A 14,963-nucleotide genomic window follows, 5' to 3' on the forward strand; every position below is an offset into this window, starting at 1 on the left:
TTTATACTTCACATATGCTATTTTTGCTTTTGCTGTTTCTGCAGTATTTGGCTTATATTAGCTGTAATTATATCTATAGCTACCTTATTATGTCCACCTTCTGGTATAATAATGTCAGCGTGTCTTTTGGTAGGTTCAATAAATTGTTCGTGCATTGGTTTAACAACATTTAAATATTGATTTATAACAGAATCTGTTGTTCTACCCCTCTCGTTAATATCTCTTGTAAGTCTTCGTATAAACCTAACATCTGCATCTGTATCTACATATATTTTAATGTCAAGCATTTCACGAAGAACCTTTTCCTGGAGTACAAGAATTCCTTCAAATATAATAATTTCCCTTGGATGCACGGAAACTGTTTCTTCTATTCTATTATGTATTTCAAAATTATATATAGGCTTTTCAATAACTTTTCCTTGTAAAAGAAGATTTAGATGTCCCACTAATAGTGAAGTATCAAAAGCATCCGGATGATCATAATTTGTTTTTATTCTTTCTTCAAAAGAAAGATTACTTTGATCCTTATAATAAGAATCTTGTTCAATCATTGTAATACATGACTCATCAAAATGCTTATAAATTTCTCTAGCTATAGTGCTTTTCCCTGAACCCGTTCCTCCGGTTATCCCTATTAAAATCGGACGGCACATTATTTTTTCTCCTTGGATTTGATAAGTATATCATTCTCATGTAGTTTTTCTTTAACATTTACAGTGAATAACATCTGAGCACTGGGGGCATCAGCTATGCTCTCGCCCTTAGAATTTCTCATATCATTAAGCACAATTAAAACATTATCTCCCACAGGCCTTAATACTTCAACAGTATCACCCTGGAATACTTTATTCCTTTGCTCTATTAATGCAATATTATTTTCCGTGTGGTATTCACGTACAATTCCAACTATATCGTAATCTCTAATATATGACGAGGATTCATATATCTGTTTGTTTGGGTCTCCAAAGTAAAATCCAGTATAATATTGTCTGTGGCTAGGTTTCAAGAGATTATCCATCCATTTTTTCTGAAATTTATAATTTACTGAATCCGCCATATATGTATCCAAAGCCTCTCTATAGGATTTACATACAGAAGCAACATAATATGAGCTTTTCATTCTTCCTTCTATTTTAAATGATGCTATCCCTGATTCTACAAGTTCCGGTATATGTTCTATCATGCATAAGTCCTTTGAATTCATTATGTAAGTACCTTTATCATCTTCAATTATAGGAAAGTATTCACCATCCCTTTTTTCTTCCATTAAGAAATATTTATATCTACATGGCTGAGCGCATTGTCCACGATTTGCATCTCTTCCCGTCATATAATTTGACATAAGACATCTTCCCGAATAGGACATACACATAGATCCATGAACAAAAGCTTCAAGTTCACAAGTATCCGGTATTTTTTCTCTAATTTCTTTAATTTCACCTAGAGATAATTCTCTTGCAAGGACAATTCTTTTAACCCCTTGCTTATGCCAAAAAATAGCTGATTTGTAGTTTACATTGTTAGCTTGAGTGCTTAAATGAATTTCCAGATTTGGTACAACTTCTCTAGATGTCATAACAATTCCTGGGTCAGAAACAATAATAGCATCCGCACCTATTTCATATATTTCTTTTAGATAATCTTCTAAGCCGTCTAAATCCTCATTGTGAGGAAATACATTTAATGTAACATATACTCTTTTACCTTTTGAATGTGCAAAGTCTATACCTTCTTTTAATTGTTCATTGCTAAAATTATCTGCAAAAGCTCTTAAATTCAATTTACTTCCGCCTAAATAAACTGCGTCTGCTCCAAAATTTATAGCTGCTTTTAATTTCTCCAAATTACCTGCCGGTGCTAATATTTCTGGTTTCATTAGTTTCATTCCTCCTTACTGACCCCTGTACACTTTCTTACTGTAACTGAGATGCCATCACCCATTGGTATTACAGAAGTTACAAGGTCATCATTATTAGATACTAGTTCTAAATAGCTTTTCATACGTTTTATTATAGTAATTTTTCTACGTGTTGCGAGTTCTTTCGATGCAACCATTCCTCGAAAAAGTACATTGTCAGCAATAAGAACTCCTTCTTTTTTTAAGAGTCTCAAGCAGTGAGGAAGAAAATGATTATAGTGACCTTTACCTGCATCCATAAAAATCATATCATATTCATCTTGGACACTTTCTAAAATTTCTAAACAATCTCCTTTTAGAACAGTAATTTTATTCTGCATTCCGTGCTTTATTATATTCGCATTTGCAATTTCTATCATTTTTTCATCTCTTTCAATAGTTGTAATTTCACTTAAACCACCGGAAGTTAAATTCATTAAAATAGAAGAATATCCTATAGCCGTGCCCAGCTCTAAAATTTTTTTAGGTCTATTCATGGTTATCATTAATTCCAAAAATTTAGCAGTTTCTTTTTGAACTATAGGGACTCTATTCTCAAGAGCAAATTTTTCTAACTCTTCTAAAATACCAACATTACTTGGAATGAGTTCTCTTAAATATTGTTCCATATAATCATATGTTATCCCACTCATTTAATTTCCTCCAAAATTCATTAATGCACATAAAAACAAATAACAAGTCAAAGATGTAATTATACTGACTTGTTATTTATTCTCATGTGACTTACACTAACTAAAATCCTTGTGTTACATCTTTGACCTTTAAAAATTCATCATAGTCATCTGTAAAAAAATGCTTTCCATCATTACTTAAAACAAAGTATAAATAATTTGTTTTAACAGGAGATAACGCTGCTTTAATAGATTCTTTTCCTGGGTTACATATTGGGCCTACAGGAAGTCCTGTTACCTTATAGGTATTATAAGGTGACATAACTTCTAAATCTTTATTATATAATTTTTCCTTATGTTTACCTAAAGAATATAAAACAGTTGCACAAGATTGTAACTTCATGTCTTTATTTAGTCTATTATAAAAAACTGATGCTACTTTAGCTTTTTCATTTTTATCACTAGTTTCTCTTTCAACAATTGATGCCATTATTATTATATTATCTAATTTCTTCATCTCTATAGGCTTTTCTTTATTTATTTCATTTATAGTACTATAAAACTTATCCACCATTAATTTTATTATTTCATTTCCACTCATACCGGATTTAAGATCATATGTAGATGGAAAAAGAAAACCTTCCAAATTAAATTTTCGGTTTTCTTTTTCTATGATATAAGTAGGTAGCTTGTAAGTTTTACAGCTATCCATAAATTTTTCTTTGTTTATTATTCCTTTTTCTTGTAGCATCTTTGCAATATTATTTATATCAAATCCCTCAGGTATTGTTACTTTTATAATGTCTTTTTCATTTCCTTCAGTCGATAAAATCTTTATAAGCTCCACAACTGTAACATCGTTCGGTATCAGGAACTTTCCTGTATGCACATTGGATTTTATTTTATTTGATTTGATATAAAACTTTATGATACTTGCATTTTTTATAGCCCCCATTTGGTTTAAATCATCTAGTACACTATACAAAGCGTCTCCATTTTTCACATTAACATAGATATCTTTATTAGTTTTAATAGGATGCTGTATTATCTTTTTATACTGAAAATTACCAGCTACTACGCAAACTATTAAACCCACAATTAATAGCACTATCTTTTTCATTAAACCACCCCATAATTTATGCTATTTGCTTTTTTTGCTAGTTGCTCTTTTTCTTTCTCCTGAATCTAATATTCTTTTTCTCATTCTGATATTTAGAGGAGTAATTTCAACTAACTCATCAATAGCTATAAATTCTAAGCATTGTTCTAGTGTCATTTGTTTTACTGGAACTAGTTTTGGTGATTCATCTGCTCCTGAAGATCTAGTATTTGTTAATTGTTTCTTTCTACAAATATTTATCTCCATATCTCCAGCTCTTGCACATTCTCCTGCAATCATTCCCGCATATACAGGTACTCCTGGTTCTAGGAAAAGAGTACCACGATCTTGAGCATTAAATAATCCGTAAGTAATTGATTCTCCTGTTTCAAATACAATTAAAGAACCTCTACTTCTATCTGGAATATCTCCTCTAAATTTATCGTAACCGTCTAGAACGTGATTCATTATACCATTACCCTTGGTATCAGTCATAAGTTCACTTCTAAATCCAATTAATCCTCTTGATGGTATTTTAAATTCTAATCTAGTGTATCCATTTATAGCTGAAGTCATATTTACCATTTCTGCTTTTCTAGGTCCCATTTTTTCCATTACTACGCCCATAAATTCTTCTGGTACGTCAATTGTAAGGTACTCAATTGGCTCTGTTTTATGGCCATTTTCTTCTTTATATATAACATTTGCTTTTGACACTTGGAATTCATATCCTTCACGTCTCATAGTTTCAATTAGAACTGAAAGATGAAGTTCTCCTCTTCCACTTACTTCAAAACCATCATCAATTTCGTTTACTCTCAAACTAACATTGGTTTCAAGTTCTTTCATAAGTCTATCTCTTATGTGTCTTGATGTAACATAAGTTCCTTCTTTTCCTGCAAAAGGAGAATTATTAACCATGAAATTCATAGTTAGTGTAGGCTCATCAATTTCAACGAATGGAAGAGCTTCTGGTGTATTAATATCAGCTATTGTCTCTCCGATGTTAATGTCTGGAATACCAGCAACTGCTACGATATCACCAATCATTGCTTCTTCCGTTTCTTCTCTTTTAAGGCCATTGTAAACGAAAAGAGCTGAAACTTTAACATTGTTTATTGTGCCATCTTTTCTTATAAGTGCGATGGGTTGATTTCTTTTGATTGATCCTCTTTCGATTTTTCCTATTCCAATCTTACCAACATACTCATTATAATCAATAGTTGAAATAAGCAATTGAAGTGGCATATCTAAATATCCTTCTGGTGCCTTTACATTCTTTACTATAGAATCAAATAATGGTTCCATGTTGTCATTTACATCATCAACATTAAATTTAGCAAATCCTTCTCTAGCAGAAGCATATACCACTGCAAAGTCTAATTGTTCATCATCCGCTCCAAGTTCAACAAATAGGTCAAAGACTTCATCAAGAACATGTGTAGGACGACCATCTTTTCTATCAATTTTGTTTATAACAACGATTGGCTTAAGGTTTAATTCTAATGCCTTTTTTAAAACGAATTTAGTTTGTGGCATTGGACCTTCATATGCATCAACTACAAGAAGTACGCTATCAACCATCTTAAGTACTCGTTCAACCTCTCCACCAAAGTCAGCGTGGCCAGGAGTATCAACTATATTTATTTTAATTCCATTATGCATTACTGCAGTATTTTTAGAAAGAATTGTTATTCCTCTTTCTTTTTCTAAATCGTTAGAGTCCATTACTCTTTCTTGCACTTTTTCATTTTCTCTAAAAACATGGCTTTGTTTAAGTAAACAATCCACTAGTGTTGTCTTACCGTGATCTACGTGCGCAATTATTGCTATATTTCTAACATCATTTCTTGTAAATAAATTCATATTAATCCTCCAATTTTTTTTCGTAAGTTAAACATGTTACACAAACAAAAATTGGATACGTCTTGAAGTATCCAACTTTCGCATTTACTATACTTATTTTAATGTTATCTTGCAAAAAAGTCAACTATGTATAGCATTCATTATTAAAAAACTGATAAATTTACTCAAATTACATCATTTAGTTGGTTTTTTCATCACAACATCCCACGTAACTCCAAATGATTCCTCTGTAGAATATCCAAGACTACATTATTTACCTATACACTTATCGCAAACACCATAGAATTTCAAACTATGATCTTCAATCTTAAAGTTATATTTTTTTTCAACAATAGTCTCTAATTCCTCTAGCAAATCCCCCTGCACCTCTAATACTTTACCACAGCGGTTACATATTAGGTGGTGATGTTGATGTCTCTCATTTTCATGGTTAAGTTCATATCTACTACAGCCATCATCTAAATCAAACTTTCGAATTACACCCATTTCTTCTAAAAGTTGAACTGTTCTATAAATTGTAGCAAGACCTATCTCTGGGCAGTCAGATTTAACCAAATCATATAGTTCTTCCGCAGTCAGATGGCTACCTTCACTCTTAATTATTCCATTTAAAATAGCTCTCCTCTGCGGAGTAAGCTTATATCCCTCTTGTTTTAGGGTTTCTTTTAAACTCTCTATGCTCTCTGGAGATACCTTTGACATATATATACCCCTTTTCTACAACTATCATTTGACTCATCAACAAAATTATATTTAGTATAGTTTTATTCTAATCCTTTATTATAGTATTGTCAATTGATAGTCATTTAGTTTTAAGAAAATAGGTTAATTAGTTTAAAAATATACTAAATTGTCTTAATTAGAATCTTTTTGTTTAAATGCGTTTATAGTTCACCTGAAGAAATTGCGTCATACGCCTCTGAAATCATTTCAAACTCTTCATCGTCATCTATTGTAACTAAAATATCATTATCATCTGCATCCTTATCTATTCTTAGCGCAATTGCATCAATATCTTCTTCTCCAGTTGGTACAACTATCACATATTCCTTATCTTTAATGTCCAATTTTGTTAATACATCAAATTCTATTTCTTTACCCTCTTCATCATATAATAGTACGGTTTCAACATTGTTATCCATTTTATTTTCTCCTTTCAAATTATGCAATCAATAATATCTTAATATCCGTTGCATATTTTGTAAATTTCTTATTATAGTCGTGTACCTAAACTATCTAAATATCCTTGTAAAATGAATGTAGCCGCAATTTTATCTACAATCTTTTTTCTTTTTGCTCTAGATAAATCGCCCTCGAGCATTACTCTATTAGCAGATACTGTTGTTAATCTTTCATCCCACATTGTCACTTCTAAATTCAATGTTTCTTTAAGCTTTTCACAAAAGCGCTGAACCTTTTCCCCTTGTGGTCCTACAGTGCCATTCATATTTTTAGGGAGCCCTGATACAAAGCTTTCTACATTGTATTGCTTACATATTTTAGAAAGTTCCTCTATATCTAGAACTATGCTTTTCCTTTTAATTGTTGTAATCCCCTGTGCTGTTAATCCTAATGGGTCGCATACAGCTACCCCTATTGTTCTGTCTCCAATATCTAACCCTAATATTCTCATCCACATGCTCCTTTAATAATAGCCTAGTTAATGTACACCATTAACTTTAAAAAATAAAATGCCCCCTATGGGCATTTTACTTTTTTATATCTAGATAAGATTTCAAAACTTCTTCCAATATTTCATCTCTCTCTAGCTTTCTTACCATCGCTCTTGCTCCATTGTAGTTTGTTATATATGTCGGATCTCCTGAAATTAAATATCCTACCATTTGGTTTACTGGATTATAGCCCTTTTTTATAAGTGAATTATATACGTCAGTCAAAATAGTTTTTGTTAAATCTTTTTTATCTTTTACAAAATCAAATTGGACTGTATTTTGATTATTATCCATTATATACACCCCTTTCCTCATCATACGCTAAACACTAAAATTTATCCCATTTGAATACGCTAGGAAATTATTTGGTAATATAGTAAATTTTTTTCAGTTATAATAAGTTACAAAATTACATACTAACTATAATTAAATTACTTATTATTAATTATATTATAAAACAACTATTGCAAAAAGTATACTATTTTACCAATCTTTCAATTATAGAGCATACATTAGCTATTGCTTCATCTATTTTTTCGGGAAGTTTTCCACCTGCCTCTGCCATGTCAGGCCTTCCACCACCACCACCACCAGCGATTTTAGCAACTTCTTTAATTATTTTCCCACAGTGTATTCCTTTATCTATTGCAGACTTAGACGCCATTGCAACAAATTGTACTTTATCACCTGTACAGCTTCCTATTACAACTACACCATCAACAATCTTATTACGAATTTTGTCAGCTAAATCTCTTAAAGCATCTCCGTTTATATTTTTTACAGTTCCAGAAATCACTTTAACACCTTTCACCTCTTTAATATTCTCTAAAATTTCATCTACTGAAGAACTAGCTAATTTCCCTTTTAATAATACTATTTCCTTTTCTTTGTCTTTTAATTCTACCACTTGAGTTTGTAATTTATTTATTATGTCTTTTTCTGAACATTTTAATGTACTGGCAATATCTTTTAATAAATTGCTTTTATCTTCTACATATTTTATAGATTCACTACCTGTTATAGCTTCAACTCTTCTAACCCCTGCTGCTACTCCTGCTTCCGATAAAATTTTAAATAATCCGATTTCGCCTGAGTTTCTAACATGAGTACCGCCACATAATTCCTTACTATACTCTCCTACAGATACTACTCTAACATCACCTTGATACTTTTCATCAAATAATGCTATGGCTCCAGTTTCCTTAGCTTTCTCTATGGTCATAACATTAGTCTCTACCTTATACGCCTTCATAATATTGTCATTTACAATTTGCTGAACTTTAGTAATCTCTTTCTCAGTTAGTGCAGAAAAATGAGTGAAGTCAAACCTTAACCTATCTTCATTTACATAAGAACCTGATTGATGAACGTGATCACCTAAAACTCTTTTTAATGCTTCTTGTAGCATGTGAGTTACAGTATGATTTTTACAAATTTGAGCTCTCCTATCTTCGTCAACCTTAAGAGTTACTATTTCATCTGCCATCAATGTTCCTTCTAACATTTCAACAAAATGTATTATTTTACCAGAAACATTTTTTTGGCAATCGTACACTTTTGCTTTAAAATTGTCATTAAAAATTATTCCCTTATCTCCAATTTGTCCTCCCATTTCAGCATAAAAAGGAGTAACTTCAGTTACAATAATCCCTTTTGAACCCTCCGAAAGGTCTGTAACATGCTCTTCGCCGCTAATTAAAAATTTAGCCTTAGATTTCAATTGTATTTTATCATATCCATCAAATTTTGTTTCCATATTTTTAGGAATCAAGTTCATTGAACTTTCTCCGCTGCCCATATAATTTGACTGTCCTCTAGCAGCTCTTGCTCTTTGCTTTTGACTTTGCATTTCAGTATTAAATCTTTCTAAATCAATTTTTATACCCGCGTCATCAAGTATTTCTTCTGTAAGCTCATATGGAAAACCATAGGTATCGTATAATTTAAAAGCTTTATCTCCACCTAAAATTTTATTATTATTTTTTTGAAGCTCTTCTATGTAAACTTTTAAAATATCCATACCAGAATCTATAGTTTCTAAAAATCTTTCCTCTTCAATTTTTATAACTTTCTTAATATAGGATTCTTTTTCTTTTAATTCTGGGTATGCTTTAGAGGAATTTTCAATAACAGTATCGCAAAGTTCACTTAAAAAAGTATTTTTAATTCCAAGTAGCCTACCATGTCTTGCCGCACGCCTTAGTAGCCTCCTAAGAACATAACCTCTTCCCTCATTAGACGGAAGTACACCATCACTTATCATGAAGGTTGTGCTTCTAACATGGTCTGTTATAACTTTTAAAGATATCGACTCATTACGGCTATCTCCACATTTTACACCTGAAATTCTAGAAACTTCTTCTAAAATATTTTTTATAGTATCTATTTCAAATATACTATCTGTGTCTTGCATTATGCCAGCTATTCTCTCGAGACCCATACCTGTATCTATATTAGGATTCTTTAATTTGTTGTAGTTACCATGCTCATCCTTATTAAATTGAGTGAATACTAAATTCCAAAATTCTATTACTCTATCTTCATTTCCTGCTTTAATAAACTCTTCTTCTGTTTTTATTTGGCCCACTTCTATATTTCTATCGAAGTGTATTTCTGAACTTGGTCCACAAGGTCCTTGACCTATTTCCCAAAAGTTTTCTTCTTTTCCTAATCTAAAAATACGTGAAGGATCAACATCAGTATTTTTACTCCATACATCAAAAGCCTCATCATCCTCTAAATATATAGTTATATATAAATTTTCTTTTGGTATTTTTAAAACCTCTGTTACATATTCCCAAGCCCATGGTATAACCTCTTTTTTGAAATAATCACCAAAAGAAAAATTTCCAAGCATTTCAAAGAAAGTACCATGTCTTGATGTCTTTCCTACATTCTCAATATCACCTGTCCTAATACATTTTTGACAATTAGTTATCCTAGTATTAGGTGGTGTTTTAATTCCTGTAAAATATGGTTTAAGTGGTTGCATACCTGCATTTACAAGTAATAAACTGCTATCATTCTTAGGTACTAGAGGAAAACTTTCTAGTCTAAGATGCTCTTTACCTTCAAAAAAATTTAGAAACGATTCCCTAATTTCATTTAATCCTAATTTTTCCATAATATCTCCTCCGATTATTTATAGATAGTGTTAACACGATCTATTTATACTAATTTTATACATAAAATTTTAAAATTCATAATTTTCTAAAATATAAAAAAACCTTCACTTCCCTAATGCAAGGGACGAAAGTTTTCCGCGTTACCACCCTAATTATATCACTATATAATTAATAAAAATTAATTACGCTGCAATATCTCTCAATAAAATAAGGTTCAAAGACAGCTTCAATATATCTATCAAGAAGTTTTCACCCTCCACTTCCTCTCTAAATGATTAACTATATTTACTAATTCTTATCATTACCTGGTATTAACTTGTATTTATATACTATAGTACATTTTACCTTAATACTTCAACATATGCAAATTATAAGTAAAAATATATTGGTTACGCCTAGAATAGGTAATAGTTTAAGTCCTCATATATAACTTTAATCACTACTCCTAGTGGCACTGCTAGTATCATGCCTAAAATTCCTCCAACCTTCCCTCCTATCACCAACAATAATATTACTGTTAATGGATGCATACTTATACTATCTCCAATTATTTTTGGTGACAATATGCTTCCTTCGATTTGTTGAAGTGCAAATAACCACAATGCTGTATATAAAGCTATTTTTGGAGAGGCAAGCAGAGCTATTAAAATGATAGGTATTACCCCAAATATAGGTCCAAAGTAAGGTATTATATTAAAAATTCCATTTATCAATGAAAGTATCAAAGGAAAATCAACTTTCATAAACATTAATATCAAAAATGTAGCAATGGTTATAATTCCACATAAGATAAATTGACTTATAATATACCTTCCTAACACCTTATCAATATCCTCTATGATTTTCTTTATTATATTTCTGCTCTCTGGCGGAAAAACTATCAATGCCTTATTTATCATATTTTCACTATCGCATAAAAAGTAATATATTATTAAAGGCGAAACCATGTAAGTTAATATATTCTCACCGAGGCCCATGATAGAATCTAATATTTTATCAAATATTAGAAGTATTTGAGCATTTGATTTATGGTATATAGTAGTCATAATACTACTCATGACTTTGCTTCTACTTAATACTTTTATCTTCATATTTGCATTAATTAAATATTTTTGCAAATCATTTATTGCCTTATTTATGTCTAAACTTTCTCTAAATATAGATGGAATTACCACTATAAAGGTTAATAATATTAAACTTAATAAACCGACTATTATTAAAGAAGAAGCTGCTTTTTTATTTACTCCTTTTCTAATTAAAAGCATATATAATGGTTTTAGTATATATGCCACAATGAAGGAAATAAAGACTAAATTTATTAATTGTTTAACAATAGGAATTTTTGTTGCCATAAAGATTACAACTGCAAAAATAATAATGCTGATGATAGTCATAGCTAACTTCTTTTTACTAATTTTTTTCATCGGCTTTTCCCTCCACAAAGAAGTTATGTGGCATACTTTTAAAACAAGATTCATCACAATTGGGAATATAGAGAATATTCTCTTCTCCAAGTATTAGTTCATTTATTAGCATTATTCTTTTTCCTCTAAGTAAATTTGTAACGAATCCGGAAGACACTATAATTCCTTTTATTTCAAATGTATCACATGAAAAAGTGATATCCTCCACCATACCAAATACATTGCTGCATTTATCTATTACATCCATATTGACGAAGTTATGTAAACATAGATATTTATTTTCCTCTACTTTTTTAACTACCATATGCTTGTTAAAATATATGATGTCCTCTTTTAATACACTTAAATTTTTATGAAAAAATTTATAAGGAGATATTAAAAAACCAATTACCTTTCCTCTATTAAAATCTATTAACAAGTCTTTGATAAAGCCAATTTTTTTACCCTCCACACTCACAACATTCATAAATATAAAATCTTTACTTTTAAACATATTATCTCCTAATTGAAAAGAATTTAATTATTATTTATTTATGATTATGTTTTCCAATTAGTCTAAAAATTATTACATAAACTAAATATAAATGTTGATAAAAATCAGATGATTGTTTTTAAGTTATCATCACTATATATTATATTAACTCGGCTAATAACAAAATCCAAATTTGCGTATACGCTACTCCGCTTCTTACTTACCTTTTCGGTATCCAAATACATTTTCATCTAATAATTTCACAAATTCATCCATAAAATAGTCTCATTTCCAAAGTAAATTCTAGTGTTATTGTCATGCGAAAGTTGAGTTAATATTAATTACATTTTACGCTCAAAAAAGCCCATTTTAGGAAATAATATAGAATTAAGCAATAATACTATGTTAAAATAATGTCATGGTAATTCAAGTAAAGCAATAGAAAAATTGAGAAATAAGGGGGATTAAAACATGAAAATGCAAAGTTTACTTAAAAAGTTAATTTGTACTTCTCTAGTCTTAACATCATTATCTACAATGTCTATTTCTGTTACTGCAATAACTAATGGTAATGATATAAAATCTGAACGGCAATGTGTGTATAGCCAAGCATATACCGACGCGGAATGGTCAAAAGCAAAAAAGCAACCGGTAATGACAGATAAAGTTACCGCAAATTCTTCAACCAAAGGGTTTGCTAGTGGGGCCTCAGTAGGAACATATCCAACAAGATTTGGAGTTATTTTAGTAACATCTGATGCTTACAAAGGCTTAATACCAACTGGACATGCCGCTATTATCTGGGATACGGATAAGGTAATAGAATCAGTTTCAAATGGCGTAATTATAGGACCTAGCAATTGGAATACCACCAAAAATGCCTGTTATGGTGTTACAGTAGATGGGACAACAGTAGCTCAAGATAATGCTGCTTCAAACTGGTGCCGAACTAAAGTAGGTCTACCATATAATTATAATTACTTAAATCCATATACAAGAAGTTCATTTTATTGTTCACAACTTGTTTATGCATCTTTTCTAGATTTGTATGATATTAACTTAGATGGTATTGCTTACCTGCAAGCAGTTCATCCAATGGAGCTTGTTAATACATCAAAAACATATACTATATACCAAAAGTAACCTTTCTATAAGTTCATAAAAAGGAGTTGTGATTATGAATAAACTCAAATTAGTAGTTATCTCAATAATAGCATTGATATTAACGTTTTGTTTAGTATTTTTTTTTAATACTAAGCAACCTAAAGATAAAGAAATCTTTGATAAGGATTTTAAAATAGCAGTAATCGAAACTACTGAACAAGATAATATAAGCAACTTTACTTTTTATAACAAAGATTTTAAAAAAACTGGAACACAAGAAATTAAATTAGGTTCCATGGGCTCGTCATTTGACCTTCCAAGAATATACAACAATAATATGTATGTTATTCCGAAGGGAATAGGTAATCAGAAAGAATTAACTGTAATTTTTGAATATAATATAGAAACAGGTAAATATAGAACATTTGATATGAAGCAGCCTGGCATTAACAGTTTTTCTGTTAATGATAAATCAATCTACACCGCAAACACATTAAATTATACCTCTATAATAAGTTGGTATGATAAAATTTCTAGCAATGTAAAAACAATATCGATAGGAGATATTTATATTGACCGTATTGACTTGTATGATGATACTTTATATGCTTTTGCAATGACAAAAAATAATGTTGGAACAAAATCCTATTTATATTTGATTGATACAAAAAGTTTTAAAATAACAGATATAATAGATATAAGTAAATGTGGTAAAGGTCAACTTTACTCAACTAAAATAGGCAATGATATTTATTTTACTAACCAAAACGAAATATCTGATATTGATCAAGGCTCCTATAACCTAACTAAATTTAATATTAAGGATAAAACTATTTCGAACATAAAGCTTAAAGAAAAATATCCATTTCAAATAATAAATTATAATGATAAATTAATAATATCCCATTATAATCTGGTTCAGATTCAAGGAAATAAAATTACTATATATGACCCGAAGACCAACGAACAGCAGCTTGTAACTCTTGAAAACAATTTGTCACAAATACTTATTAAAGATGATAAGCTTTATTCAAATGATAGAGAATATTTATATGTTTACAGTATTAAGGATACATATTTCAAATTAACCAACAAGATTGATATTTATACAAAGAGAAAAGACAGAATGTTTTTTTATTTATCGGGATTTTTTACTAAATAGCGGACTTATATCATCAATTCATTTTTAATCATTCTTCCAAAGATCAAGCTTTTGTGACTCTCTATAATTATTTATCGCATTATGTATAGTTTGTTCTGCAAGGACTGAGCAATGCTCTTTTAAAACCGGTAATCCTTCAAGGGCTTCAATAACGGACTTGTTGGTTAATTTCCATGCCTGTTCTAAGGTTTTACCCTTTATAAGCTCTGTCGCAATGCTAGAAGAAGCAATAGCTGAACCACAACCAAAAGCCTTAAACTTAACATTAGTTATTATATTATTCTCAACCTTTATATAAATCTTCATTATATCCCCACAATTAGGGTCTCCTGCCTCTCCAATACCGTTAGCATCACCTAATACTCCCATATTTCTTGGGCTATAAAAATGTTCCATAACCTTATCACTATACATCATAGATATCTCCCTTATTAATTATTATCTCCTATAAAAACAGAGGGATACCTAGTTTTTAACTAGATATCCCTTTTTCTAAATTATCTATCTAA

The 14,963-nt window shown here is 30.3% G+C and carries 15 protein-coding genes and 1 other annotated feature; of the genes, 2 read left to right on the plus strand and 13 right to left on the minus strand.

Annotated elements, in window-relative coordinates:
- Positions 1-17: 17 nt before the first annotated feature.
- From udk to ACWJJ7_RS03510, 12 genes are all read right to left on the minus strand, one after another.
- Positions 18-653 carry a uridine kinase gene (gene udk, locus ACWJJ7_RS03455; protein ID WP_462963950.1) on the minus strand — a complete coding sequence of 212 codons (636 nt, stop codon included), beginning with the start codon at positions 651-653 and terminating at the stop codon, positions 18-20.
- Complete coding sequence (locus ACWJJ7_RS03460; protein WP_462963951.1) at positions 653-1,885, minus strand: peptidase U32 family protein; 1,233 nt, start codon at positions 1,883-1,885, stop codon at positions 653-655. Before ACWJJ7_RS03460 ends, udk begins: the two co-directional genes overlap by 1 nt.
- Positions 1,882-2,550, minus strand: a complete 669-nt coding sequence (locus tag ACWJJ7_RS03465) for an O-methyltransferase (RefSeq protein ID WP_462963952.1) — start codon at positions 2,548-2,550, stop codon at positions 1,882-1,884. The genes ACWJJ7_RS03460 and ACWJJ7_RS03465 overlap by 4 nt, the downstream gene beginning before the upstream one ends.
- 100 nt (positions 2,551-2,650) lie before the next feature.
- Entirely contained in the window at positions 2,651-3,649 is a 999-nt protein-coding gene (mltG, locus tag ACWJJ7_RS03470) for an endolytic transglycosylase MltG (protein ID WP_462963953.1), read from the minus strand.
- Between the two features lie 21 nt (positions 3,650-3,670).
- Positions 3,671-5,494 carry a translational GTPase TypA gene (gene typA, locus ACWJJ7_RS03475; protein ID WP_462963954.1) on the minus strand — a complete coding sequence of 608 codons (1,824 nt, stop codon included), beginning with the start codon at positions 5,492-5,494 and terminating at the stop codon, positions 3,671-3,673.
- 249 nt (positions 5,495-5,743) lie between these two features.
- Positions 5,744-6,196 carry a Fur family transcriptional regulator gene (locus ACWJJ7_RS03480; RefSeq protein ID WP_462963955.1) on the minus strand — a complete coding sequence of 151 codons (453 nt, stop codon included), beginning with the start codon at positions 6,194-6,196 and terminating at the stop codon, positions 5,744-5,746.
- A 182-nt stretch (positions 6,197-6,378) separates the two neighbouring features.
- The gene (locus ACWJJ7_RS03485) at positions 6,379-6,636 is read right to left on the minus strand and encodes a DUF1292 domain-containing protein (RefSeq protein WP_462963956.1); all 258 of its coding nucleotides are present in this window, start codon (positions 6,634-6,636) and stop codon (positions 6,379-6,381) included.
- Between the two features lie 71 nt (positions 6,637-6,707).
- Entirely contained in the window at positions 6,708-7,127 is a 420-nt protein-coding gene (gene ruvX / locus ACWJJ7_RS03490; protein WP_462964933.1) for a Holliday junction resolvase RuvX, read from the minus strand.
- 76 nt (positions 7,128-7,203) lie between these two features.
- Positions 7,204-7,461 carry an IreB family regulatory phosphoprotein gene (locus ACWJJ7_RS03495; RefSeq protein ID WP_165412743.1) on the minus strand — a complete coding sequence of 86 codons (258 nt, stop codon included), beginning with the start codon at positions 7,459-7,461 and terminating at the stop codon, positions 7,204-7,206.
- A gap of 184 nt (positions 7,462-7,645) precedes the next feature.
- Positions 7,646-10,291 (minus strand): alanine--tRNA ligase, encoded by a 2,646-nt coding sequence (alaS, locus tag ACWJJ7_RS03500; protein ID WP_462963957.1) that lies wholly within the window; start codon positions 10,289-10,291, stop codon positions 7,646-7,648.
- A gap of 118 nt (positions 10,292-10,409) precedes the next feature.
- Positions 10,410-10,603, minus strand: a binding site (T-box leader).
- An 84-nt stretch (positions 10,604-10,687) separates the two neighbouring features.
- Positions 10,688-11,716, minus strand: coding sequence for an AI-2E family transporter (locus ACWJJ7_RS03505; protein WP_462963958.1), 1,029 nt, complete (start codon positions 11,714-11,716; stop codon positions 10,688-10,690).
- Complete coding sequence (locus ACWJJ7_RS03510) at positions 11,703-12,209, minus strand: PRC-barrel domain-containing protein (protein WP_462963959.1); 507 nt, start codon at positions 12,207-12,209, stop codon at positions 11,703-11,705. The genes ACWJJ7_RS03505 and ACWJJ7_RS03510 overlap by 14 nt, the downstream gene beginning before the upstream one ends.
- A 450-nt stretch (positions 12,210-12,659) precedes the next feature.
- On the opposite strand from ACWJJ7_RS03510, the gene ACWJJ7_RS03515 reads away from it, so the two are divergent.
- Both ACWJJ7_RS03515 and ACWJJ7_RS03520 read left to right on the plus strand, forming a co-directional pair.
- Positions 12,660-13,331: a YiiX/YebB-like N1pC/P60 family cysteine hydrolase gene (locus tag ACWJJ7_RS03515; protein ID WP_462963960.1), complete on the plus strand. Its 672-nt coding sequence runs from the start codon at positions 12,660-12,662 to the stop codon at positions 13,329-13,331.
- A gap of 34 nt (positions 13,332-13,365) precedes the next feature.
- A complete protein-coding gene (locus ACWJJ7_RS03520) occupies positions 13,366-14,454 on the plus strand; it encodes a hypothetical protein (RefSeq protein ID WP_462963961.1) in 1,089 nt (362 codons plus the stop codon).
- Between the two features lie 24 nt (positions 14,455-14,478).
- Here the strand turns inward: ACWJJ7_RS03520 and nifU are convergent, their stop codons facing one another.
- Positions 14,479-14,871 carry a Fe-S cluster assembly scaffold protein NifU gene (gene nifU / locus ACWJJ7_RS03525; RefSeq protein WP_462963962.1) on the minus strand — a complete coding sequence of 131 codons (393 nt, stop codon included), beginning with the start codon at positions 14,869-14,871 and terminating at the stop codon, positions 14,479-14,481.
- Between the last annotated feature and the right edge of the window lie 92 nt (positions 14,872-14,963).

It is taken from the genome of Clostridium sp. CM042, assembly GCF_055080995.1.

What these genes read in the sequence shown, in the direction of transcription:
- alaS (WP_462963957.1), bottom strand. Translation starts at nt 10,291, where the DNA reads ATGGAAAAATTAGGATTAAATGAAATTAGGGAATCGTTTCTAAATTTT.
- ACWJJ7_RS03465 (WP_462963952.1), bottom strand. Translation starts at nt 2,550, where the DNA reads ATGAGTGGGATAACATATGATTATATGGAACAATATTTAAGAGAACTC.
- ACWJJ7_RS03460 (WP_462963951.1), bottom strand. Translation starts at nt 1,885, where the DNA reads ATGAAACTAATGAAACCAGAAATATTAGCACCGGCAGGTAATTTGGAG.
- ACWJJ7_RS03510 (WP_462963959.1), bottom strand. Translation starts at nt 12,209, where the DNA reads ATGTTTAAAAGTAAAGATTTTATATTTATGAATGTTGTGAGTGTGGAG.
- nifU (WP_462963962.1), bottom strand. Translation starts at nt 14,871, where the DNA reads ATGATGTATAGTGATAAGGTTATGGAACATTTTTATAGCCCAAGAAAT.
- ACWJJ7_RS03485 (WP_462963956.1), bottom strand. Translation starts at nt 6,636, where the DNA reads ATGGATAACAATGTTGAAACCGTACTATTATATGATGAAGAGGGTAAA.
- ACWJJ7_RS03515 (WP_462963960.1), top strand. Translation starts at nt 12,660, where the DNA reads ATGAAAATGCAAAGTTTACTTAAAAAGTTAATTTGTACTTCTCTAGTC.
- ACWJJ7_RS03495 (WP_165412743.1), bottom strand. Translation starts at nt 7,461, where the DNA reads ATGGATAATAATCAAAATACAGTCCAATTTGATTTTGTAAAAGATAAA.
- ruvX (WP_462964933.1), bottom strand. Translation starts at nt 7,127, where the DNA reads ATGAGAATATTAGGGTTAGATATTGGAGACAGAACAATAGGGGTAGCT.
- mltG (WP_462963953.1), bottom strand. Translation starts at nt 3,649, where the DNA reads ATGAAAAAGATAGTGCTATTAATTGTGGGTTTAATAGTTTGCGTAGTA.
- ACWJJ7_RS03520 (WP_462963961.1), top strand. Translation starts at nt 13,366, where the DNA reads ATGAATAAACTCAAATTAGTAGTTATCTCAATAATAGCATTGATATTA.
- udk (WP_462963950.1), bottom strand. Translation starts at nt 653, where the DNA reads ATGTGCCGTCCGATTTTAATAGGGATAACCGGAGGAACGGGTTCAGGG.
- typA (WP_462963954.1), bottom strand. Translation starts at nt 5,494, where the DNA reads ATGAATTTATTTACAAGAAATGATGTTAGAAATATAGCAATAATTGCG.
- ACWJJ7_RS03480 (WP_462963955.1), bottom strand. Translation starts at nt 6,196, where the DNA reads ATGTCAAAGGTATCTCCAGAGAGCATAGAGAGTTTAAAAGAAACCCTA.
- ACWJJ7_RS03505 (WP_462963958.1), bottom strand. Translation starts at nt 11,716, where the DNA reads ATGAAAAAAATTAGTAAAAAGAAGTTAGCTATGACTATCATCAGCATT.